Genomic DNA, 23,100 nt, shown 5'->3' with positions numbered 1-23,100 from the left:
TATCCGTAAGGATCAGGCCAGATCGACGGCCGCGCCTCGGCGGCCCGGCCCAAGGACCGAAGAAGATCCGCTTATGCGTGAACAGACGTTTCCCCTCTTCGAGGGCCGAACGAGCGACCGGATAGATCGCTAAGGGAACTTCCCTGAAACACGCCTGAAACAAAAAGGTTCATACATGGGATGGTTCGACAACCCGATATCAACCCTGAACCCGCCTAAAAAGGAATTCCTGTACGATCTCGCCAACGTCGGCACCTTCAGCCGTCAAGCTCGCATCCCTTGCGGGCATCTCGGCTGGAAAGGCGGCGCCCACCTTCGTGATTACGGACAGTGAACGACGCTCCGGCCCTCGGAACAATCCGGTGCAGAGATCGCATATCCGGAGGACTTTCGACGCCCCCCGTCGGACACTCTCCGTCATCTCGCATATTGGGACGTTCCAGGCAAACGTTACATTTCTCCCCGATTCTCCCCAATGTGGGCGTTTTGCGCTTCGCGCCCGACTTTGTTACAGCTTGGGACGTTACCGGTCTCAGGTCTGCAACACCCATGTCGTCCCACTTGTCCATGAGAGAGTCACGGTGCTCAGCTTTGTTCAACCAATGCTTGGCTGACCACAAACCGGATAATTGAAGGAGTGCTGCCGTGTTCCATGCGCGGACATCTGGCAAGTTTTTAGCGGTAGTGGCGGGAGGTGCCCTCCTGCTGAGCGCCTGCGCGGGCAACGACTCGGCGAGCAACCCCACCGCCTCGGGTTCGGCCGCGGCCTCGGCCTCCGCTCCGGCGGCTCAGACCATCACGTACGCCTATGAGCAGGAGTTCCACTCCTACAACCAAAACACCGCCGCGGAGAACGCCACCCGTAACGCCGGCCCCCTCCAGCGTGTGCTGACGGGCTTCTGGATCTACGGCGACAAGGGTGCCATCACGCCGGACAAGGACTTCGGCACCTACGAGAAGACCTCCGACGACCCGCTGACCGTCGAGTACACGATCAGCGACAAGGCGGTCTGGTCGGACGGCGTCCCGGTCGACTGTGACGACATCCTGCTCTGGTGGGGCTTCAAGTCCACCAAGATCAAGGGCTTCTCCTCCGCCGGCGCCAGCGGCGTCGACCTCACCAAGACGCCCGAGTGCGACAAGGGCGGCAAGAAGTTCACCCTCGAATACTCCGAGCCGTTCGCGGACTGGGTCGCCGGCGGCCCCGGCGCGGGCGAGATCATGCCCGCCCACGTGGTCGAGAAGCAGGCGGGCCTGTCCGAGGACGACTTCATCGCGGCGGTCAAGGCCACCGACGCCAAGAAGCTCGAGAAGGCCATCAAGTTCTTCAACGACGGCTGGGTCGTCGAGGGCTCGCTGCCCGCGGCCGACCTGATCCCGTCCAACGGCCCGTACAAGCTGTCGAAGCTGGACGCCGGTCAGTCGCTGACCTTCGTCGCCAACGACAAGTGGTGGGGCGCCCCCGCAGCGACTCCCACCATCGTCGAGCGCTTCATCGCCCTTGACGAGCAGGCCCAGGCGCTGCAGAACCGCGAGGTTCAGATCGTCGAGCCGCAGCCCGGCCCCGACGTGCTCAACCAGCTCAAGGCTCTTGAGGGCGTGAAGACCCAGATCAGCGACGCCTACACCTATGAGCACCTGGACTTCAACTTCGACTCCAGCCCGTTCAAGGACAAGGCGCTGCGTGAGGCCTTCGCCAAGTGCGTGCCCCGGCAGCTCATCGTCGACAACCTGATCAAGCCGGTCGCACCGGACGCCAAGCCCCTCGAGGTCCGCAACGTGGCCCCGTTCCAGACCAACGCCGCAGCGGTGATCGCGGCCAGCGGTGGCGCCGGCGTCTACGCCCAGCAGGACATCGAGGGCGCCAAGGCGCTCGTGGAGAAGGCGGGCAAGACCGGCCTCGAGGTCAAGATCGGTTACCAGACTCCGAACCCGCGCCGCACCGCGGCCGTCCAGCTCATCATGGACTCCTGCAACAAGGCCGGTTTCAAGGTCGTCGACCAGGGTTCCGAGGACTTCTTCGGCACCGTGATGCCCGCCAACGGCTACGACGTGGCGCTGTACGCCTGGTCGGGTTCCTCCCTGGTCAGCGGCTGGAGCTCCACCTACACCACGCCGCCCAAGTGCGACGGCGAGAGCAAGGGCAACAACAACGGCTGCTACTCCAACAAGAAGGTCGACGAACTCACCAAGAAGCTGAACTCGACCGTCGACATCGCCGCGCAGGACCCGATCATCGGTGAGATCGAGAAGATCCTCTGGGAAGACCTCGCCACCATCCCGCTCTTCCAGCACCCCGGTCTGGCCGCGTGGGACGAGACGGTCCAGAACGTCGTCCCGAACCCCGCGCAGTCGACCATCACCTGGAACATGGACAAGTGGAGCCTGACGTAATCCCTTTGCTCCAGGGTTCCTTCACCGACCGCGTCCGCGGTTGACGTAACACCGACCTTCCCAGGGCCGGGGCCGGAGGATCACAAGTCCTCGGGCCCCGGCCCTGATCCGCACGTATAGTCCCTTCAAATGAGCAGGGGGTGACAGAATGATCGTCTTCATCGCGCGAAGACTGGTCATCTCGTTCTTCGTCCTCCTGGCGGCCACCTTCATCATCTTTGTGTTGACGGCGCTCTCGGGCGATCCGTTGGAAGACCTCCGCCAGGACAACAGCCCGAACAAGGCCTTTAAGATCGCCGACCGCACCGAACGGATGCAGCTCGACGTTCCGATTCCCCTCCGCTACCTCGGCTGGCTCGGCCGCCTCTTCCGGGGCGAACTCGGTGTCAACCGTGACGGCCAGGACGTCGCCCCGCTTCTCGGTCACGCCCTGTCCGCCACCCTCCAGCTCGTGCTCGTCGCCACCGTGCTGGCGATCGTCGTCGGCATCACGATCGGCATCGTCTCCGCCCTCCGCCAGTACAGCGGCTTCGACTACTCGGTCACCTTCGCCGCCTTCGTCTGCTTCTCCCTGCCGATCTTCTGGATCGCGGTGATGCTCAAGCAGTACATGGCCATCGAGTTCAACAACTGGCTGAAGGATCCCAGCATCCCACCGGCCGTCATCGGCGTCCTGACGCTGATCGGCGGACTGATCTTCGGCGCGCTCACCGCGGGCGACCGCCGGCGACGGCTCATCGCCTTCGCCGTCGGCGCCGCGATCACCGGCACGCTGTTCACGCTGCTCTCGGTGACCCGCTGGTTCGCCGACCCGGGTTTCGGGCTCCCCCTCGTCCTGGCCATCTCGCTCGCCGCGGGGGTGGGCTTCACCGTCCTGTCCGCCGGGTTGCGACAGCGTGGACCGCTCTACGCCGCTCTCGGCGCCGCCCTGATCGGCGCGCTGGCCTCCGAGGTGCTCGGCCCGTTGCTGGTCGACCCGACCTGGCTGGAGATCATCGGTCTCGCCCTGGTGACGGTCGTGATCTGCGTCGGCCTCGGCTACGGCCTCGGCGGGATCCAGCGCCGCCAGGCGATCACCGCCTCGGTGCTGACCGGCCTGTTCACCGGCGCCCTGATCTTCGTGGACCGGATGCTCCAGGCCTTCGACTCCTACAGTCAGGTGGTCCGCGGCCGTCCGATCTCGACGATCGGCGCGCGCACCCCCAACTTCGTGGGTGACTTCTGGCAGATGAACCTGGACTCGGCGGGCCACCTGCTGCTGCCGAGCATGGCGCTCATCCTGGTCTCGCTGGCGACCTACACGCGCTACAGCCGGGCGAGCATGCTGGAGGTCATGAACCAGGACTACGTCCGCACGGCCCGCGCCAAGGGCCTGCCGGAGCGGAGCGTCGTGGTCAAGCACGCCTTCCGCAACGGCCTCATCCCGGTCACCACCCTGATGGCCTTCGACTTCGCCGGTGTCATCGGCGGTGCGGTGGTCACCGAGAACGTCTTCGGCTGGCAGGGGATGGGCAACCTGTTCATCAAGGGTCTCAGAGAGGTGGACCCTGCCCCGGTCATGGCGTTCTTCATCGTCACCGGCACCGCGATCGTCGTCTTCAACATGGTCGCCGACATCCTCTATGCGTACCTCGACCCGCGCATCCGGCTGTCCTGAAATCGGAGAACCACCCATGACGCTCAATGCGCAGGCATCGGTGCCTGACAACGCATCCGATTCGCAGGGCATGGCGATCGTCGCCCGTACCCAGGGCCAGATGGTCCGCCGCCGCTTCTTCCGGCACCGCGCCGCGCTGGCCGGGATGATCCTCTTCGGGCTCATCATCATCCTGGCGTTCAGCTCCATCGGCTTCGCGGGCATCCCCGGCTGGTGGGACAAGACCTACCTCGACACCGGCGCCCTGACGAACCAAGGCAGACCGACCCTCAGCCTGATCCCCGAGTTCCTCGGCGGCGCGGGCATGCACCTGGGCGAGCACCCGTTCGGCCAGGACGACATCGGCATCGACTACTTCGCGCTGACCATGCGCGGCGCCCAGCAGTCGATCATCATCGCGTTCGTCGTCGGCATCGTCGCGACCTTCTTCGGCACCGTCGTCGGATCCGTCGCCGGCTACTTCCGCGGCCGGCTCGAGGCCCTGCTGATGCGCCTCACCGACGTGATGATCACCATCCCGGTCCTCATCATCGCCGCCGTCGTCGGCCGCATGATGGGCGACAGCGGCGCGCTCGTCCTCGGTCTCTTCCTCGGCCTGGTGACCTGGCCGACGCTGAGCCGCCTGGTCCGCGGCGAGTTCCTCTCGCTGCGTGAGAAGGAGTTCGTGGAGGCCGCCCGCGCCATCGGCACCTCCCCCCGGCGAATCATCTTCCGGCACATCCTGCCGAACACCGTCGGCGTGATCATCGTCAGTGCCACGCTGGGCATCGCCAGCGCGGTGCTGCTGGAGTCGGCGCTGTCCTTCCTCGGCCTGGGCATCCAGGCGCCGGACACCTCGCTGGGCCAGCTCATCAGCCGCTACCGCAGCGCGATGGTCGTTCGCCCGTGGCTGTTCTGGTGGCCGGGCATGTTCATCATCGCGATCGCGCTCTCCATCAACTTCATCGGCGACGGCCTGCGTGACGCCTTCGACCCCCGACAGACCCGGGTGCGTGCCTAATGACGACTCCCAACGTGCCGATCGAGCCCCGCAAGGGCGACGCGCACACCTATGACATCTCCCCCAGCGTGCTCGACTCCGCCGGGGAGGTGCACGTCGGCCTGACCCTGGACGCCGTACGGCCTCCGTCGGAGGAGGAGATCCTGCGGGTCGACAACCTGACCGTGGAGTTCCCGACCGAGGACGGCGTCGTGCGCGCGGTCCGAGGCGTCTCCTACAGCCTGCGCGAGCGCGAGGTGCTGGGCATCGTCGGCGAGTCCGGCTCCGGCAAGTCGGTCTCCTCGCTGGCCGTCATGGGCCTGCTGCCCAAGAACGCCCGGGTCAAGGGACAGATCCTCTTCCGCGGCGACGACATGCTGAAGATGTCGCCCCGCAAGCAGCGGGGCCTGCGCGGACGCAAGATCGCGATGGTCTTCCAGGACCCGATGACCGCGCTGAACCCGGTGCACACGATCGGCGACCAGCTCGCCGAGGCGATCCTCGCGCATGATCTGATCCCGCGTAAGGCCGCGCTGGCCCGCGCGAGGGAGATGCTCGACCTCGTCGGCATCCCGCAGGCGGAGGCCCGGCTGCGCAGTTACCCGCACGAGTTCTCCGGCGGCATGCGCCAGCGCGCGATGATCGCCATGGCGGTCATCAACAATCCGGACATCATCATCGCCGACGAGCCGACCACGGCCCTCGACGTGACCGTCCAGGCTCAGATCCTGGAGAAGCTCCTTGAGGTCAAGGACGCGGTCAACGCGGCGATCGTGCTCATCACGCACGACCTGGGCGTCATCGCGGGCATGGCCCACCGGGTGCTGGTGATGTACGCCGGGCGTCCGGTCGAGATCGGTGACACCGACCCGGTGTTCGAGGAGCCCCGCATGCCGTACACGGCGGGCCTGCTCGGTTCGATCCCGTCCCTGGAGAACTCCGGGAGCCGTCTCCGCCCGATCAAGGGCACTCCTCCCTCCCTGATCAACCTGCCGACCGGTTGTCCCTTCTCGCCGCGCTGCCCGCTGGCGGACGACAAGTGCAGGACGGCCGAGCCGGAGCTGACCGAGACCGACAGCGGCGGGCACTTCGCGGCCTGCCACCACTGGGACCGGCTGGCCGCGGTCGAGGATCCGACCGTGTTCTTCCGCACCGAGAGCGAGACCGTGGCATGAGCGTGAAGACCGAGGAGACGCCCGCTCCGCAGCAGGAGCCCGGCAGCGGCGGCCACCTGCTCGAAGTCAACGACCTGGTGATGAACTTCCCGGTCCGGGGCGGCGGTTTCCTGCGCCGGGTGGTGGCCCAGGTCCAGGCGGTCAGCGGGGTGTCCCTGCACGTGGACGAGGGCGAGACCCTCGGCGTGGTGGGCGAGTCCGGCTGCGGCAAGTCGACGACGGGCCGGGCGATCCTGCAGCTGCACAAGCCCACCTCGGGCTCGGTACGGTTCCAGGGCAAGGAACTGACCACGTTGTCCTCCAAGCAGCTCCAGCCCGTGCGGCGCGACATGCAGATCGTCTTCCAGGACCCCTACGCGTCCCTCAACCCGAAGATGCCCGTCAACGACACCATCGCCGAGCCGTTGAAGGTCCACGACCGGTGGAAGGACGGCGGGCCCGAGCGGGTGGCCGAGCTCCTGCGGCTGGTCGGCCTGAACCCCGAGCACGGCAACCGCTACCCGCACGAGTTCTCCGGCGGCCAGCGCCAGCGTGTCGGCATCGCCAGGGCCCTGGCCCTGGAGCCGAAGCTGCTGGTGCTCGACGAGCCGGTGTCCGCGCTGGACGTCTCGGTCCAGGCGGGCGTGGTCAACCTGCTGGAGGACCTGCAGGACCTGCTGGGACTGGCCTACGTCTTCATCGCGCACGACCTGTCGGTGGTCCGCCACATCTCCGACCGGGTCGCGGTGATGTATCTGGGCAAGGTCATCGAGACCGGGCTCAGGGACGATCTCTACGACCGTCCCGCCCACCCCTACACCCAGGCGCTCCTGTCCGCGGCCCCCACGGCCAATCCGAAGGAGGAGCGCGCCAGGGAGCGCGTCATCCTCACCGGTGACGTGCCGAGCCCGCTGGCCCCGCCGAGCGGCTGCCGCTTCCGCACCCGCTGCTGGAAGGCCCAGGAGATCTGCTCCGTCGAGGAGCCCGCGCTCGTCGATCGCGGCAACGGCCACCCCGTGGCCTGCCACTTCGCCGAGGTCACCGAGCGCTGAGGCGAACCGCGAGCCGTACGGGACCGGCGTCCCGTACGGCTCGCGGCGTTCCGGGGCACTTTCCCCGCCGTGGTTCTCGGCGCCGAGCCGTCGACGGCACGAGGCGTTCGCGCGAGGGCACGGGCACCTACTTTCGTGCTCCATCACACAGCCGCCCACGCGGAAAATCGTCGTTGAGCCGGACGATCCTCCCCGGCTCCGGCATCCGGGGTGGCGGCGAGATCCCCCAATGACGAGGGCGCTCACTCCTTCGTCCTCGACCGACCCCGGGCGAACCCGCCCCACCACCCGAGGGCCCCGAGCGAAGCGAGGCCAGCCCCGGGGGCGCGGGGGCAGAGCCCCCGCACCGGGGGGCTCGGGGGGTCGTCCCCCCGTGTAAACGACGAAGGGGCCCGCCGCGAGCAAGCTCTCGCTTGCGAACAGCAGACCCCAGCCACAAGTGGAGCTATGGGGATTCGAACCCCAGACCTCCTCCATGCCATGGAGGCGCGCTACCAGCTGCGCCATAGCCCCTTGCGGTGAAACGTGACGCTGCCGAACTTCCGTTCAGCGGCGCCACGCCAGTGTATAGGAAATCGCGGCCCACCCTGTAACCGTGGAACCTCTCGGCCGCCGGGGAGGGCGGACGCGCCCGGTGCTCCGGCCGGACGGGCCGGTGGTGGCTCACCCGCGCCGTTCGCGGCCGGACTTGACTCCCCCGGCGCGGGGCCGGGCGCGGGCAGCCCCCGGCCCCGCGGTTCGACGGTCCTCGCCTAGCCGAGCGACGAGGCCCGGTCGATCAACCGCGCGAGCTCGGTCACCGCGGCGTCCTCCGTGGTCGCCGCCAGGCGGGTGGCGTGCTCGGCGAGCTCCCGGATCTCCGCTCCGGCGAACCGCTCGCGGGTGCGGAGATTCTCGGCGAACGCCGCGGCCACCACGTCCACCTGGAACCTCGCCGACGACTCCCGCCACAGCGAGGCCGCCAGGTCGGTCGTCTCCAGGGAGTGGCTGGTCTCGGCGGGGTCGCGGGTGTCGGGATCCTGCCAGCGGACGGTGGCCGTGGCCAGTTGGCCCGAGGCCCCGCCGCGCAGCCGTACCTCGTAGAGAGCCGTCACCGAGTGGCCGGGGCCGATCTCCCCTCCGTCCTTGGCGTCGTCGCGGAAGTCCTCGGTCGCGATCTGCCGGTTCTCGTAGCCGACCAGGTGGTACGACTCCACGACCGAGGGGTTGAACACGACCTGCGCCTTGGCGTCGCGGGCCCGCAGATCGAGGTTCGTGGCGAGTTGCTCGACGAACACCTTGCGCGCGTCGTCGACCGAGCTGACGTAGACCGCGGCGCCGTCGCCGTTGTCCGCGAGCTGCTCCATCAACTGGTCGCCGTAGTCGCGGCCGACGCCGACGCACAGGAGGGTGACCTGCTTGCCGGCGAATCCCTTGACCTTGTCGAGGATGCCCTGCCAGCTCGTGTCGCCCATGTTGGCCAGGCCGTCGGAGAGCAGGATGACCCGGTTGGTGGCCACCGGGCGGAAGCTCTGCGAGGCTTCGGCGTATCCGCTGGTCAGTCCTGCCTCCAGGTTCGTCGAGTCCCGTACGGCGAGGCGCTCGACGGCCGCGTGCAGCCGGTCCCTTCCGGTCGCCGAGGTCATGGGGACGATCACCTCGGCCTCGCCGCTGAAGGCCACGACGGAGACCTGGTCACCCGGCCCGAGCTGGTCGACGAGCTTGTGCAGCGCCTCCCTGACCAGGTCGAGCCGGCCGGGCTCCCCCATGGAGCCGGACACGTCCACCACGAAGGTCAGGTTCGCCGGACGCCGCGTCCGCGCGTCCGCCCCACGGGTCTGCAGGCCCACGCGGAGCAGCGCGGTGCCGTTCTCCGGCATGCGCGCGCCGTCCATGTTCACGGTGAAACCGTCGTCCTCGGGCTCCCGATAGTCCTGTCTGAAGGCGTTGACGAACTCCTCGGGCCGGACCTGGTCCGGTTCGGGGAGGCGGCCCTCCTGGAGGATCCGCTTGCTGTAGCCGTAGGAGGCGGTGTCCACGTCGAGGGCGAAAGTGGAGATCTGGCCGGCGGTGGCGTCCTGTTCCCGGGTGGCGGTGGCGTCCTGTTCCCCGCTCCTTTCGGTGCTCCCCTCGGTGTTCCCGCCCTGCGCCGGGGACGGGATCCCTCTGCCCGAGTTCCTGTTCGGTTCGCTGGCGGGCGCACCGGTATCCTGCGATCCGCTGCAGGCGGCGACGAGCAGCAGGGCGATCACGGCAAGGGCGACGGCCAGGGGGCGTAGCTTCATATCGCGCTTCATTTCGCCTCCGTAGGATGCGTGTCGCTTCCTACGACGATCCCTTTTCACCGGGAGCCGGGTGCTTCACCCAAGCGAGCGCAAACCGTGTTCGGCATGTGATCGAATTTCCCGGCCCGGACGGCGCCCGCTGAGCCCGGCCCCGAGCGCCTCGCTCTCCGGGGGTTCTGCGCACCCGGGCGACCTCCCCGGGCTCCTCTGGCAGAAGCCAGGGGGCGGCACCCGGCCTTCCGGGTCCCGCCCCCTGGCGGGACGGTGCGGGTCACCCCGCCGCCGTCCCGCTACGGACGGCTCTCGAAGCCCGTCCCTCTAGGGATGACCGTCGAAGCCGCACTTGATGACCGGGCGGATGCAGTCGCGCACGCGCCGCTCCATCTCCGCCTCGGGCCAGGCGTTGAAGAAGTCGCCGTGCATCGTGTAGCCGGGGCCGGACGCCAGCCGGAACTTCGCGGGGTCACCGCTGACCGGGTAGCGCAGGACCTGGCGCAGCTTCGGCACCGGCACCGGGTGCGAGGACGGGCAGGTGTTGTTCACCGGGTAGGCCATGTGACTCTTGTGGTCCGCCGAGTCCAGGTCCCTGCCGTTCCAGCACTGCGGGAAGTCCAGGTAGGACTCCATCATCGTGCCCGCCGGGCAGTTGACGAAGTCCTTCGACGGGTTGACCTGTCCGGCGTGCAGGCACGACCAGCGCGCGTTGCTGGTGGGGTCGTTGGGGGTGGTCGCCTTGGCGTTGCCCGCCACGATCCTCAGGCCCAGCGGGATCGGCTGCGTCCGGGCGAGCGTCTCGGCGTTCACGCCCTCCCCCAGGTAGTAGAAGGTGGTGCCGGTGGGCTCCACCGCGACGTTGTTGGAGTACAGGGTCGGAACCCAGTACGACGAGATGTCGATGCTCGGAGCGCAGCTGCTGCTGTTCGCCTGCTGCAGGCTCGCGAGGGTGGAGTGGGCGTTGGTCGAGGGGTTGCCGAAGAAGCTGTGCATGTGCGACCCGCCGGGGATTCCCGGGACCACGATCGGGTCGTCGGGCAGGCGGTGCGTGAACGGGCATTCCGCGAGGAACTCCGCCACGCGCACGATCGGTCCCGCGGGCGGGGGCGTCGGTGCGGTGCCGCCGCTGCCGAAGACCTGGAACTCCCACAACGAGACCCCGTACGGGGTGGCGCGCTTGGTGGCGTTGAGCCGCACGTAGCGACCGCTGCCCGACACGTTCAGGGTCTGGTTGCCACCGGTGCCCGCGGTCGTGGTGTGGATCGTCGTCCAGGTGGATCCGTTGGCGGAGGTCTGGATCGTGAAGGCGGTGGCGTAGGCGGCCTCCCAGTTCAGCACCACCCTGTTGACGGTGGCGGACGCGCCCAGGTCGACCTGGAGCCACTGCGGGTCACTGAAGGCGCTGGCCCAGCGGGTGCCGAGGTTGCCGTCGACCGCGGACGAGGCCGGTGAGCCGCCGTTCTCGGTCGAGGAGGCGCTGGCGGGGCGCCCCTGTGAGAGCGGGGTCTCGGCGGCGCTGGCCTGGCCGGTGACGACCGTCAGGGAGCCGGTCACGAGCGCCACCAGCGCTCCCATCATCACCGCCAGACGTAGACCTCGCCGCCCGAAGCGGGGTGGGGGGACTGTTCGATTCATGGGTTCTGGCTCCTCCGGTCATGCGGTTGATACAGCCGAAAAGCGATGTCTCGTGACCTGCGAACCCGGGCGACCGCCGTGGCGGCTACGCACCGTAGACCTGCAGCTCCCATAGGGAGTAGCCGTACGGTGTGGCACGCTGTGTGCCGTACACCCGCACATAACGGGCGTTCACCGCGGGGATGGTGATGTCATCCACGCCGCCGTCGCCGGCGGTCGTGGAACTGACCGATGACCAGGTGGTGTTGTCGGTGGAGGTCTCGATCCGGTAGGCCCGGCCGTAGGCGGCCTCCCACTGCAACCTGACCCGGTTGACCGACTTCACCGAGCCCAGGTCAACCGAGATCCACTGCGGGTCGGCGAACCCCGACGACCACCGCGTCCCGGCGTTGCCGTCCACCACCGCCGACGACGGGAATCCCGCGTTCTCCGTGGAGGAAGCCGCCGTCGGCCGGCCCCCCGACAACAACGCGCCACTCGTCGGCGGCGTGGGAGTGGGGGTGGGGGTGGGCGTGGATCCCCGGGTGAGGGTGAAGTCGTCGATGTCGAACAGCGAGCCCGCTCCCCCGGTGAACCTCAGGTGCAGCGGACCGGTGCCCGTGCCCGTCAGCGTGGTCGTGACCGTCTGGAAGGTCTCCCAGCCGCCGGTCGGAGACACCGCCACCGAGCCCAGCAGGGTGCCCGTCGCCGAACCCGCCCGCACCTCGATCGTGCCGCCCGCGCCCGCCGAGGCGACTCGCGCGGAGAAACCCGTCACCCCGGCCGAGTCCACGGCCGAGAATCCCAGCCAGTCGCCGTTGTCGACGTAGCCGACCGCCCTGCCGCCGTGCGCGGCGGCCTTGTCGACCACCTGGACGCCGGACTGGGAGGAGAAGCTCTCCGCTTCCACCGCGCCGGTGGCCGGCGGCGGCGTGCCCGTCCCGCAGTCGGCGGCGGCGACCCCGGCCGCGTAGCGGACCCCGCCGAGCAGGTGCGCCCGGAAGTTCGGCTCGGTGTAGGACGCGGCGGTGTGACCGAGCCCGGTGTACCAGGTCCGGCCGCCCCGGTACGGCTTGCACCAGGCGATCGGGTGGTCGGCTCCCATCGATCCGCCGGAGTAGGTCGACTCGTCGAGCGTGGCCAGCACGTGAGCCGTGGAGCGGGGGTTCGTGCGGTAGTTGTACAGCTCGTCGGTGCGCACCCAGGCGGCGGGCAGGTGGGCCGTCGAGGGGTGCGCGGTGTCCTCGACCCGGATGGTGGCCTGCTGGATGGCGGGGTGGGAGGCGAAGTAGGCGCCGACGAGGCCGCCGTAGTACGCCCAGTCGTACTCGGTGTCGGCGGCCGCGTGGACGCCGACGTAGCCGCCGCCGCTCGCCATGTAGGATTCGAGCGCCGTCTGCTGGGTGGGGTTGAGCACGTCCCCGGTGGTCATCAGGAAGATCACCGCTCTGTATCCGGCCAGGTTGGCCGTGGTGAAGGCGGCGGCGTCCTCGGTGGCGTCGACGGTGAAGTTGTTCGCCGTCCCCAGCTCCCGCAGCGCGGTGATGCCCGCGGGAATGGCGTCGTGCCGGAATCCGGCGGTCTTGGAGAAGACGAGCACCTTGTAGGCCGGATCGGCGGCCATGGCCGTGACGGGCATTCCGAACCCGATCACGACCGCGATCAAGGCGGCGAAGAAGACGATGAGCTTACGCACCGTAGACCTCCAGTTCCCATAGGGAGTAGCCGTACGGTGTGGCACGCTGTGTGCCGTACACCCGCACATAACGGGCGTTCACCGCGGGGATGGTGATGTCATCCACGCCGCCGTCGCCGGCGGTCGTGGAACTGACCGATGACCAGGTGGTGTTGTCGGTGGAGGTCTCAATCCGGTAGGCCCGGCCGTAGGCGGCCTCCCACTGCAACCTGACCCGGTTGACCGACTTCACCGAGCCCAGGTCAACCGAGATCCACTGCGGGTCGGCGAACCCCGACGACCACCGCGTCCCGGCGTTGCCGTCCACCACCGCCGACGACGGGAATCCCGCGTTCTCCGTGGAGGAAGCCGCCGTCGGCCGGCCTGCCGACAGCAGACCGCCCGTGGGCGGCGGGCCGGATCCGACGGTCAGCGTGAAGTCGTCCACGTCGAACAGCGGGCCCGTCCCACCGGCGAAGACCAGGTACAGCCTCGTGGTGCCGGCCGGCGCTCCCGCCAGTGTGGCGCCGACGTCGGTGAAGGTCTCCCAGCCGCCCGTGGGCGCCACCGTCGCGGTGCCCAGCAGCGTCCCGGTCGGCGACCCGGCTCTGACCTGGATGGTCCCGCCGACTCCTCCCGAGGAGACGCGGGCGGTGATCCTTGAGGCGCCGGCGAGAACGTAGGGGTCGAACGCGATCCAGTCGCCGTTCTCGATGCTGCCGACGGTCTTGGCTCCGTGCGCGGTCGGCTTGTCGTACTGAACGACGCCCTGGGAGGTGGTGTAGTGCTCGGCCTGCCGGTTCTTCGGCTGGGTGACGTGCTGGGCGTGGGTGGTGAGGGCGCCTGCGTCGGTGTACTCGGCGTCCCAGACGCCGAACAGGTTGGCCGCCCCGTCGTGGTCGCCGTTGGCGGGTGTCTGGATCGTGCCCGAGCAGCCGGTGGCCGTCGCGAGCGGGTGGCCGTGCGTGTCGTGGCCGAGGATGTAGGTCAGCTTCACCCGAGAGCAGTCGATCACGGTGTCCTCGGGGTCGGTGACGGTGATCCGGTACGGCACGGTGTCCCCGAAGGAGAACACCTGGCCGTTGAGCGGGAGCTGGATGCTCACGGTGGGCGCGGTGTTGCCGACGTTGATCTCGACGTTGGCCGTGGCGGTCAGGCCGGTGCCGTCCCTGACGGTCAGCGTGACCGTGCGCCTGCCGTCGGTGGTGTAGACGTGCGTCGGGTTGGCCGCGGTCGAGGTGCCGCCGTCGCCGAACGCCCACGAGTAGGTGAGCGCGTCGCCGTCGGGGTCGGAGCTGCCCGCGGAGGAGAACGCCACGGTCAGCGGCGCCTTCCCGGAGACACGGTCCGCCGATGCCTTGGCCAGGGGTGCCCGCCCGCCCGTTCCGACGGCCTCGATGCGGTACAGGGCGGAGTCCTGGTTGCCGTTGAACCAGCCGGTGCCGTAGTCGAGCACGTAGAGGGCGCCGTCCGGGCCGAAGGCCATGTCCATCACCAGCTTGCCCGACCAGGGGAAGGGCTGGATGGTGCCGCGGCCGCCGTCCGCGTTGACCTCGATGTCCTTGATCCACTGGCGCTGCAGCTCGCCCGCGAGGAAGTGCCCGTCGAGCGCCTGCGGGAACTTGATCGGCGAGTTCAGCGCGGCGTCGTAGCGGTAGACGACACCGCCCATCGGCGACTCGGCGCCGCAGCCGAACTCCGGCAGGTTGCAGCCGTCGTAGGTGATCCAGGCGGGCTTGGCCGGGGGCAGTTTGACCTGGCCGGTGTTGTTGCGCGAGGTGTTCTCCGGGCCGCCCGCGCAGTCGTACTTCGCGCCGATCGCCCCGGTGGCGTAGTTGTAGCGGGCGTAGGTCTCGGCGGGGGTGTTGTTACCCGTGCAGTACGGCCAGCCGTAGAAGCCCGGCCCGGTGATCCGGTCGAACTCGACCTGACCGCCCGGTCCCCGGGGACCGGCGGTGCCCGCGTCGGGACCGTAGTCGCCGAGGTAGACCACTCCGGTGGCCTTGTCGACGCTCATCCGGAAGGGGTTGCGAAAGCCCATCGCGTAGATCTCGGGACGGGTGTTCGCCGTGCCCGGCGGGAACATGTTGCCGGCCGGGATGGAGTAGGAGCCGTCGGCGTTGACCTTGATCCGGAGCACCTTGCCCCGCAGGTCGTTGGTGTTGGCGGCGCCTCGCTGCGCGTCGAGCGCGGGGTTGCGGGTGGCGCGGTCGTCCAAAGGCGCGTAGCCGTCGTTGAAACCGGGCTCGCTGTCGTCGCCGGTGGTCAGGTAGAGGTTCCCGGCGGCGTCGAAGTCGATGTCACCGCCGACGTGGCAGCAGAAACCACGGCTGGTCTTCACGTCCAGGACGGCCTTCTCGCTCGCGAGGTCGAGCGTGCCGTCGGTGTTCAGCCTGAAGCGCGACAGCCGGTTGACGCCGTCGAAGCGGGCGAAGTCCGCCGCGGTGCCGTCGAGCGGGGCATTGTTCGGCGGCGTGGACAGCGGCGGCGCGTAGTAGAGGTAGACGAACCTGTTGGAGGCGAAGCCGGGGTCGACGCCGACACCCTGCATGCCCTCCTCGTCGTTGAAGTAGACGGAGAGCTTGCCCGACACCTTGGTGTTCCCCGCGGCGTCGGTGATCCGGACCGTGCCGTCACGGGCGGTGTGCAGGACCGAGCGGTCCGGCAGCACGGCCATCGACATGGGCTCGCCCACCTCGGCGACGCCCTTGGCGAGGGTGACCTGCTGGAACTTGGTGGGATCGACCGGCGGGGCGGCCGACGCGGGAATCGGGTGGAGAATCGCGGCCAAGGCCAGGAGCATCGCCACGAACGCGGCGCCGAACGGTGTGACGACGAGCGGCCGTTTTCGTCCGGGGGCCGCCGGTATGACAAGAGAGCGGAAAAGCGGGAAACGCATCTTCCCTCCGGGGGGTGGAGGCGATCTCGGCTCTGAGCGTGCCGCTCACTCGCGGGTGAGCGGGCGGGGGAAGGATCTACGGGCGGACACGACGAGGATCGGGTACGGGGCCTGTCGCGGGCGGGGAAGGGATCCGGCGGCAGGCGCGGGGATCCGGCACGGCCGGCGGCCGTGCCGGATCCCTCCTGGGCGGTTGCCGCTCCTGGGCGGTTACTGGTAGACGCGGACGTAGTCGACGAGCATCCGCTGCGGGAAGACCGTGGTGGCGTCGGGCGGCCCCGGCCAGTCACCGCCGACGGCGTTGTTCAGGATGATGAAGAACGGGTGGTCGAAGACCCACGGTCCGACGGTGGTCTCCAGCGTCTCGCGGTTGACCTCGTGGACGAGGTTGCCGTCGACGGTGAACCTCATGCCCTTGCTGTTCCAGTCCACGGCGAACACGTGGAAGGCGTCGTTGAAGTTGCCGGGGATCGTGTACGACTTGCCGAACCCGCCTCCTCCGAAGTAGGCCGGGGCGTGGAGGGTGGAGTACACGTTGTGCGGTTCCTTGCCGACGTGCTCCATGATGTCGATCTCGCCCACGTAGGGCCAGGGCCGGTTCTGGTCGAAGAAGTCGGCGCCGAGCATCCAGAAGGCGGGCCAGAGGCCCTTGGTGCCCGACGGCTTGATCCGGGCCTCGACCCTGCCGTAGGTGAAGCTGAACTTGCCGTAGGTGTTGAGCCTCGACGAGGTGTACTGGCAGGTGGTGCTGCCGCTGAGCGGGTCGCGAGGACAGGCCGAACCCGCGGTGACCTGCTTGCGCGCCTCCATGACGAGGCTGCCGGCACCGTCCATGGTGGCGTTGTCGTTGTTGGTGTAGTACTGCAGCTCGTTGTTGACGCCGGGCCCGATCTCGGGCCGCCACTTGGCCGCGTCGGGCTTGGTGCCCGACGCGCCGTTGAACTCGTCACTCCACACGAGCCTCGGCGGGACGGCCGGGTCGGGAGGCAGCGGCGGGGGCGTTATGGGGGCGCCACCGGTGCCCCAGACCTGGAACTCCCACAGCGAGTAGCCGTACGGCGTGGCCCGCTGCGTGCCGTACATGCGCACGTAGCGGCCCGAACCGGTGACGTTCAGGGTCTGCTTGAAGCCGGTGCCGGTGGTCGTGGAGTAGATCGGGGTCCAGGCGTTCCCGTCCGGTGAGACCTGGATCTGGAAGGCCCTGGCGTAGGCGGGGTCCCACTGCAGCACGACCTTCTTGATCTGCGCGGTCGCGCCGAGGTCGACGGAGATCCAGCCCGGATCCACCCAGCCCGTGGTGGAGCTCGTCGCCCAGCGAGTGGCGGGGTCGCGGTCGAACGCCCTGGCCGGGATGCAGTTCCCGCAGTTCTGGTCGTTCTGGGATGTCGAGGCCGAACCGGGCTTGCCGTAGGACAGCAGCTTGTCACCGCCGGGATCGGGGGGATTCACGGTCGGCGTGGGGGTGGGATCCGGCGGGGTGGTGCCGATCGTGCCGTGGACCTGGAACTCCCACAGCGAGTAACCCCACTGGCTGGAGCGCTGGGTGCCGTACAACCGCACATACCGGCCCGTGCCGGTCACGTTCAGGGTCTGCGTGCCGCCGGTGCCGGTCGTGGTGGAGTAGATCGAGGTCCAGGTGCTCGCGTTCGGGGAGGTCTGCACCTCGAAGGCCCTGCCGTGTGCGCTCTCCCAGTTCAGCACCACCTGTGTGATGCTCGCGGTCGCGCCGAGGTCGACCTGGATCCACTGGGGATCGCTGAACGCGCTGGACCAGCGCGTTCCGAGATTGCCGTCGACGGCGGAGGACGCGGGGAAGACCGCCGCCTCCGATGACGACGCCGTCGCGGGCTTGCCCTGAGACAGCAGGACGGGAGCGGCGGCCATCGCGGGCACCACCACCAGGCAGGATGTGATCAAGGTGACCGCCGCGGCGACGAACAGCGCCAGGCGCTGGCGTCCGGGACTTCGGGACGAGGGCATCGCGTCTCCTCGGGAGTGGGGGGTGCCGTATCGATGACGAGTCGGGGAGCGCTCTCTCAACGAGAGATTGCTCTCGTCCGACAGACCCTGTCAAGAGCCCAATTAACATGCCGGAAACAGGCATCACGAGAGAGGACGGCCACGGTGCGACCGGGAGAGGGTTTCTCGAAGATCACGTTGTAACGCGACATAATGCCGTGAGCTTTGGCTACTTGAGTCCAAATGAGGGTGGATTTTCTTCCCCACACCCGCCCTTCGACCCGAACGCGAAGATCACCGTCGGGCGGAAAATTGACAGGAGGACTCACCCCCATCACCCTTTTGGAGGGAGCGCTCTCTCCATGATCAAGTTTAGACTTCAAGTTAGACTTTAAGAAAGGGTCCGGCGAGTACGCCGCGCCACCTTCGACGGCGCGCCGGAAGACGGCCGCCTCCATCACGCCGACAGGGTCGCCCGCCCGAGGGACCGTCCGGCGGCCCATCCGAGCGACAACGGCCGCCCTTCCGCGCGGCCACCCCTCCGGGACGGCAGCGCGTTCCGGAGACGCGGAACCGTCCGGCGGAACGGATGACGGAAGATCCCGAGCAGCACCGGGCGTCACCCGGCCGTGGCCGGCTCCCCTCGAACCTCCGGAACCGAGGCAGCGCTCCAGCCGCCCGCAGACGACCTGGGCGACGGCCGAATCGGACGAGGCCGGATGGCTCGCGGGGCCGGCCCGGGGCTGATCGCCCGGCAGTCCTGGGCGCTGTACCATCGCCACTCCCGGCTGCTCCAGGTGTCCCAGGCCCGCCCGGTCTTGGGCCCCAACGCGTTGAAGGGCATGGAGGAAGGGCTGCGCGTCGTTGACGGCATCGGCCTCAACGAGGGCGAGATGATGGCGATGCTCACGCCCATCGACGGCTACGTGGTCGGCACGGCGCGAACGGTCGCGGAAGCGTCCCAGGCGGCGCAACGCACAGGGATCAGCGACGAGCAGTCCTGGGAGGCCCAAGCACCTTTCCTGGACAGGATCCTGGCCGACGATCATTACGCGACACTGGCGCGTGTCACCCAGGCGGGAGTCTTCAGCGGCGTGGACGACGGCTTCGATTTCGGCCTGCAGCGCGTGCTGGACGGCATCGAGACCTTCATCCGATCACGGTCCGCCTGAACACTCGCGCCCCAGATCGGCAAAGGGTGCCTGCGTCCGGTGGTTCCGATCTCGCGCCGAGGAGTGGCAGAGCGCCTTCCCCTGACGCGAAGCCCCTCTGCCGCGCGAAGGAACGGGGGGACACAGCCCGCGTTAAGCGAATATAAGTCCTTTAGTCCGATTAATTCACCTAATCGAACAATTGGTCTTTATGTGTTATTCCAATTGGTGACGGCAAAGAAATGCATGTCCCTTACCAAGGGTATCAGCCAGTTTCATGAAACATTTCTTTTGAACGTTCTCCGCCAACCCAAGGATGCTGACCAAGCGTTTTATCCTAAGGCGCCGGGAGAGAGAATGAACGTGGCTAAATTTATGAAACGGACCTTGGCGAGCGGTGCTCTCGCTGGGGCCGTTCTCCTTCACTCCCCTGCATCAGCAACTGCTGCCAACTGGTTGACGGCCCAGGAAAACAACCGCTACCAAGCGGTTAGTTACATCGCGGGCCAACCAGTCAGCCTCGCTTTCACACCAGGGCCTTCTGCGATTCCGGAAGGCCTCTGTCCTCCACCCCAGAAGAATTCAACTGAAGATACTTCAGGGGTTCAAAAGATTATCTATGCGGCATTCCAGGTTTGCCCGCAGCCGTCAGACTACATCCCGCTGTGCCGGTGGATGGGTCTACCGGTCTTCCTTTGCAAGATTCCGGAAGGTACTCAAGGCCCCGCAGGTCCTCGGGGACCAGTGGGTCCTCGGGGCCCGGTAGGACCCGCGGGCGCTGACGGCGCTGACGGCGCTGACGGCGCCGACGGCGCACCCGGACCCGCAGGCGCCGACGGCGCACCCGGACCCGAAGGACCCGCAGGCGCCGACGGCGCACCCGGACCCGAAGGACCCGCAGGCGCCGACGGCGCACCCGGACCCGAAGGACCCGCAGGCGCCGACGGCGCACCCGGCCCTGAAGGCCCAGCGGGAGCCGACGGCGCACCCGGGCCCGAAGGCCCAGCAGGACCTGCGGGCGCTGACGGCGCCACCGGCCCCGAAGGACCAGCGGGAGCCGACGGCGCACCCGGGCCCGAAGGCCCAGCAGGACCTGCGGGCGCTGACGGTGTCGATGGCGCACCCGGACCCGAAGGACCCGCAGGCGCCGACGGCGCACCCGGACCCGAAGGACCGGTAGGACCCGAAGGCCCGGCAGGCGCTGACGGCGCTGACGGCGCACCCGGACCCGAAGGACCGGTAGGACCCGAAGGCCCGGCAGGCGCTGACGGCGCTGACGGCGCACCCGGACCCGAAGGCCCAGCAGGACCCGCAGGACCGGCAGGCGCTGACGGCGCCACCGGCCCCGAAGGACCAGCGGGAGCCGACGGCGCACCCGGGCCCGAAGGCCCAGCAGGACCCGCAGGACCGGCAGGCGCTGACGGCGCCACCGGCCCCGAAGGACCAGCGGGAGCCGACGGCGCGCCCGGGCCCGAAGGCCCAGCAGGACCCGCAGGCGCTGACGGCGCCACCGGCCCTGAGGGACCTGCAGGCGCCGACGGCGCACCCGGACCCGAAGGACCAGCAGGCGCTGACGGCGCACCTGGACCCGAAGGACCGGCAGGACCTGAGGGACCCGCAGGCGCCGATGGCGCACCTGGACCCGAAGGCCCAGCAGGACCTGCGGGCGCTGACGGTGTCGATGGCGCACCCGGACCCGAAGGACCGGCAGGACCTGAGGGACCCGCAGGCGCCGATGGCGCACCTGGACCCGAAGGCCCAGCAGGACCCGCAGGACCGGCAGGCGCTGACGGCGCCACCGGCCCCGAAGGACCAGCGGGAGCCGACGGCGCACCCGGGCCCGAAGGCCCAGCAGGACCCGCAGGACCGGCAGGCGCTGACGGCGCCACCGGCCCCGAAGGACCAGCGGGAGCCGACGGCGCGCCCGGGCCCGAAGGCCCAGCAGGACCCGCAGGCGCTGACGGCGCCACCGGCCCTGAGGGACCTGCAGGCGCCGACGGCGCACCCGGACCCGAAGGACCAGCAGGCGCTGACGGCGCACCTGGACCCGAAGGACCGGCAGGACCTGAGGGACCCGCAGGCGCCGATGGCGCACCTGGACCCGAAGGCCCAGCAGGACCTGCGGGCGCTGACGGTGTCGATGGCGCACCCGGACCCGAAGGACCGGCAGGACCTGAGGGACCCGCAGGCGCCGATGGCGCACCTGGACCCGAAGGCCCAGCAGGACCTGCGGGCGCTGACGGTGTCGATGGCGCACCCGGACCCGAAGGACCCGCAGGCGCCGACGGCGCACCCGGACCGGCAGGACCCGAAGGACCAGCAGGACCTGAGGGACCCGCAGGCGCCGATGGCGCACCTGGACCCGAAGGCCCAGCAGGACCTGCGGGCGCTGACGGTGTCGATGGCGCACCCGGACCCGAAGGACCCGCAGGCGCCGATGGCGCACCCGGACCCGAAGGCCCAGCCGGACCTGAGGGACCCGCAGGCGCCGACGGCGCACCCGGACCCGAAGGCCCAGCCGGACCCGAAGGACCGGCAGGACCGGCAGGACCGGCAGGACCGGCAGGACCGGCAGGCGCCGATGGTGTCGACGGCGCCACCGGCCCTGAGGGACCGGCAGGACCCGAAGGACCTCAAGGCCCGATCGGACCGGAAGGACCTCCCGGACCTCCCGGAACTCCCGTGACTTTGGGAACCCCCGTTGCCGTCGTTCTGGGCAACGTTCAGCCAGTGTGCCCAACCAGCTGGGTCGTTCGGCCCACGGTGTGTGGCGGCTGGTAGCACTGTCCAGCAAGACAGGTAACCGGTAAGCAAGGCAAGAACGGAGAGGTGCGGGACCGTCACCGGCCCGCACCTCTTCGTTTGCCCGCAAGCGGTTCGTCGGCACGGGGTGCATCACGGCATTCGCCGGATCCGCACCGGCAGCGTGGTCCCGAGTGGTCCCGACGAGCGGCGCGGTCCTGACACGGGCAACCCGCTCAAGCCACCCGCTCCTCGAACTCCCCGGATCCGTCCGGCCGGCATGGATCCGTCGGCGTCCACGAACGGGACCGGCCGTCCCCGCACCCGCGCCGCCCTCACCGGTGGGATTAACCTGAAAGTGGGCGAGGCCGCCGACCTGCGTGTTCAGACGGGGGATTCGACCTCGTCCCGACATGAGCATGCGCGCCCGAGCACAGACGGACCGACCGGTGCTCGGATTCGCCGGGGCACCTCGGCTCGTCGGCCCGCTGTGGACCCACGGTGCCCAGGTCGTCGCGGCGGCGGGGCCGGCACGGCCACGCCGAACTTTTCAGAGCGGAGAACGCGGCGCACGCTCCTCCTCGTGCCGTCACGGCTCCCCCACCGGTCGGCTACGCAACACAGCCACTGGACAACAGAGAGTTTTCCCACAATGTTAGTAGGGATATCGGCTTTCGGCTTAGGAGTCCGCCATGGCACTCATCCAGCCCGACCCCACCTTCTATCCGTCCGCCCGTGAGGCCATGCTCGCCCCGCGAGAACAGCTCGCCTACGTCGCCCTGCTCGACACCGACGGCGAAGGCCGGCCGGACGCGCTCGCCACGATCGATCTGTCGGACGGGTCGATCGCCAGCGTGCACGACATGTCCGTCCCCGGGGACGAGCTACATCACTTCGGGTGGAACGTGTGCAGCGCGGCCCTGTGCCCGTACGCTCCGCACCCTCATGTGGAGCGGCGCTATCTCGTCCTTCCCGGCCTGCGGTCGAGCAGGATCTACATCTTCGACGTCAAGGACGATCCCTGGCATCCCAAGCTCGTCAAGACGATCGAACCGGAGACGATCTTCAAGAAGACCGGTTACAGCCGCCCGCACACCGTCCACTGCGGCACCGACGCGATCTACGTCAGCGCGCTCGGCAACGTGGACGGCGACGCACCGGGCGGGGTGTTCACGCTCGACCACGACACCTTCGAGCCCAAGGGGCGCTGGGAGGCGAACAGGGGGCCTCAGGAGCTGCACTACGACTTCTGGTGGCATCTCGGCCACGACAGGATGGTCACCAGCGAGTGGGGCACCCCGAACCAGATAGAGCCCGGTCCCTCGCTGGAGGAGCTGGTCGGCCGGAAATACGGTCACCGGTTGCACGTCTGGGACCTGTCCAAGCGCAAGCACCTTCAGGAGATCGACCTGGGCGACCAGCACCAGATGGCCCTGGAACTCCGTCCCGCCCACGACCCGAACAAGACCTACGGCTTCGTCAACACCGTGATCAACGTCGAGGACCTGTCCGCCAACATCTTCACCTGGTATCTGGAAGACGGGGTCTGGAAGGCTCGAAAGATCA

General features: G+C 68.8%; 14 protein-coding genes and 1 tRNA gene. 9 read left to right on the top strand and 6 right to left on the bottom strand.

Annotated features, from left to right (window positions below; all coding sequences use genetic code 11):
* The first annotated feature begins 175 nt into the window (after nucleotides 1-175).
* The 6 genes from J2853_RS00075 (at nucleotide 176) to J2853_RS00050 (ending at nucleotide 7,236) form a co-directional block, all read left to right on the top strand.
* Nucleotides 176-334, top strand: a complete 159-nt coding sequence (locus tag J2853_RS00075) for a hypothetical protein (RefSeq protein WP_307553581.1) — start codon at nucleotides 176-178, stop codon at nucleotides 332-334.
* 350 nt (nucleotides 335-684) lie between these two features.
* Nucleotides 685-2,394 carry an ABC transporter family substrate-binding protein gene (locus J2853_RS00070; RefSeq protein WP_307553579.1) on the top strand — a complete coding sequence of 570 codons (1,710 nt, stop codon included), beginning with the start codon at nucleotides 685-687 and terminating at the stop codon, nucleotides 2,392-2,394.
* A 148-nt stretch (nucleotides 2,395-2,542) separates the two neighbouring features.
* The gene (locus tag J2853_RS00065) at nucleotides 2,543-4,051 is read left to right on the top strand and encodes an ABC transporter permease (RefSeq protein ID WP_307553577.1); all 1,509 of its coding nucleotides are present in this window, start codon (nucleotides 2,543-2,545) and stop codon (nucleotides 4,049-4,051) included.
* Between the two features lie 40 nt (nucleotides 4,052-4,091).
* A complete protein-coding gene (locus J2853_RS00060; protein ID WP_307553575.1) occupies nucleotides 4,092-5,051 on the top strand; it encodes an ABC transporter permease in 960 nt (319 codons plus the stop codon).
* On the top strand, nucleotides 5,051-6,205 hold the full coding sequence (locus J2853_RS00055; RefSeq protein WP_307553573.1) for an ABC transporter ATP-binding protein: 1,155 nt from the start codon (nucleotides 5,051-5,053) through the stop codon (nucleotides 6,203-6,205). Before J2853_RS00060 ends, J2853_RS00055 begins: the two co-directional genes overlap by 1 nt.
* A complete protein-coding gene (locus J2853_RS00050) occupies nucleotides 6,202-7,236 on the top strand; it encodes an ABC transporter ATP-binding protein (protein WP_307553571.1) in 1,035 nt (344 codons plus the stop codon). The genes J2853_RS00055 and J2853_RS00050 overlap by 4 nt, the downstream gene beginning before the upstream one ends.
* A gap of 440 nt (nucleotides 7,237-7,676) precedes the next feature.
* On the opposite strand, the gene J2853_RS00045 is transcribed toward J2853_RS00050, so the two are convergent.
* The 6 genes from J2853_RS00045 to J2853_RS00020 form a co-directional block, all read right to left on the bottom strand.
* Nucleotides 7,677-7,749: transfer RNA gene (locus tag J2853_RS00045), tRNA-Ala, on the bottom strand.
* Nucleotides 7,750-7,988: 239 nt separating this feature from the next.
* The gene (locus tag J2853_RS00040; protein ID WP_307553569.1) at nucleotides 7,989-9,512 is read right to left on the bottom strand and encodes a vWA domain-containing protein; all 1,524 of its coding nucleotides are present in this window, start codon (nucleotides 9,510-9,512) and stop codon (nucleotides 7,989-7,991) included.
* A gap of 306 nt (nucleotides 9,513-9,818) precedes the next feature.
* Nucleotides 9,819-11,129 (bottom strand): DUF1996 domain-containing protein, encoded by a 1,311-nt coding sequence (locus J2853_RS00035; protein WP_307553567.1) that lies wholly within the window; start codon nucleotides 11,127-11,129, stop codon nucleotides 9,819-9,821.
* Nucleotides 11,130-11,214: 85 nt separating this feature from the next.
* Nucleotides 11,215-12,804 carry a ThuA domain-containing protein gene (locus J2853_RS00030; RefSeq protein WP_307553566.1) on the bottom strand — a complete coding sequence of 530 codons (1,590 nt, stop codon included), beginning with the start codon at nucleotides 12,802-12,804 and terminating at the stop codon, nucleotides 11,215-11,217.
* The gene (locus J2853_RS00025) at nucleotides 12,797-15,682 is read right to left on the bottom strand and encodes a PQQ-dependent sugar dehydrogenase (RefSeq protein WP_307553564.1); all 2,886 of its coding nucleotides are present in this window, start codon (nucleotides 15,680-15,682) and stop codon (nucleotides 12,797-12,799) included. Before J2853_RS00025 ends, J2853_RS00030 begins: the two co-directional genes overlap by 8 nt.
* Before the next feature lie 210 nt (nucleotides 15,683-15,892).
* Entirely contained in the window at nucleotides 15,893-17,662 is a 1,770-nt protein-coding gene (locus J2853_RS00020) for a discoidin domain-containing protein (RefSeq protein WP_307553562.1), read from the bottom strand.
* A 698-nt stretch (nucleotides 17,663-18,360) separates the two neighbouring features.
* Here J2853_RS00020 and J2853_RS00015 point away from each other — a divergent pair.
* The 3 genes from J2853_RS00015 to J2853_RS00005 form a co-directional block, all read left to right on the top strand.
* Nucleotides 18,361-18,813, top strand: coding sequence for a TetR/AcrR family transcriptional regulator C-terminal domain-containing protein (locus J2853_RS00015; protein WP_307553560.1), 453 nt, complete (start codon nucleotides 18,361-18,363; stop codon nucleotides 18,811-18,813).
* 1,606 nt (nucleotides 18,814-20,419) lie between these two features.
* Nucleotides 20,420-21,478: a hypothetical protein gene (locus J2853_RS00010; protein WP_307553558.1), complete on the top strand. Its 1,059-nt coding sequence runs from the start codon at nucleotides 20,420-20,422 to the stop codon at nucleotides 21,476-21,478.
* A gap of 748 nt (nucleotides 21,479-22,226) precedes the next feature.
* A partial coding sequence (locus J2853_RS00005) for a selenium-binding protein SBP56-related protein (protein ID WP_307553556.1) occupies nucleotides 22,227-23,100 on the top strand: 874 nt, incomplete at its 3' end.

It is taken from the genome of Streptosporangium lutulentum (genome assembly GCF_030811455.1).
Classification (GTDB): Bacteria; Actinomycetota; Actinomycetes; order Streptosporangiales; family Streptosporangiaceae; genus Streptosporangium; species Streptosporangium lutulentum.
The sequence above is the reverse complement of the archived record's forward strand: the minus strand, read 5'-3'. Positions and strand labels throughout refer to the sequence as shown.

What these genes read in the sequence shown, in the direction of transcription:
- J2853_RS00075 (WP_307553581.1), top strand. Translation starts at nt 176, where the DNA reads ATGGGATGGTTCGACAACCCGATATCAACCCTGAACCCGCCTAAAAAG.
- J2853_RS00055 (WP_307553573.1), top strand. Translation starts at nt 5,051, where the DNA reads ATGACGACTCCCAACGTGCCGATCGAGCCCCGCAAGGGCGACGCGCAC.
- J2853_RS00050 (WP_307553571.1), top strand. Translation starts at nt 6,202, where the DNA reads ATGAGCGTGAAGACCGAGGAGACGCCCGCTCCGCAGCAGGAGCCCGGC.
- J2853_RS00040 (WP_307553569.1), bottom strand. Translation starts at nt 9,512, where the DNA reads ATGAAGCGCGATATGAAGCTACGCCCCCTGGCCGTCGCCCTTGCCGTG.
- J2853_RS00035 (WP_307553567.1), bottom strand. Translation starts at nt 11,129, where the DNA reads ATGAATCGAACAGTCCCCCCACCCCGCTTCGGGCGGCGAGGTCTACGT.
- J2853_RS00020 (WP_307553562.1), bottom strand. Translation starts at nt 17,662, where the DNA reads ATGCCCTCGTCCCGAAGTCCCGGACGCCAGCGCCTGGCGCTGTTCGTC.
- J2853_RS00010 (WP_307553558.1), top strand. Translation starts at nt 20,420, where the DNA reads ATGGCGCACCTGGACCCGAAGGCCCAGCAGGACCTGCGGGCGCTGACG.
- J2853_RS00065 (WP_307553577.1), top strand. Translation starts at nt 2,543, where the DNA reads ATGATCGTCTTCATCGCGCGAAGACTGGTCATCTCGTTCTTCGTCCTC.
- J2853_RS00025 (WP_307553564.1), bottom strand. Translation starts at nt 15,682, where the DNA reads ATGCGTTTCCCGCTTTTCCGCTCTCTTGTCATACCGGCGGCCCCCGGA.
- J2853_RS00015 (WP_307553560.1), top strand. Translation starts at nt 18,361, where the DNA reads ATGGCTCGCGGGGCCGGCCCGGGGCTGATCGCCCGGCAGTCCTGGGCG.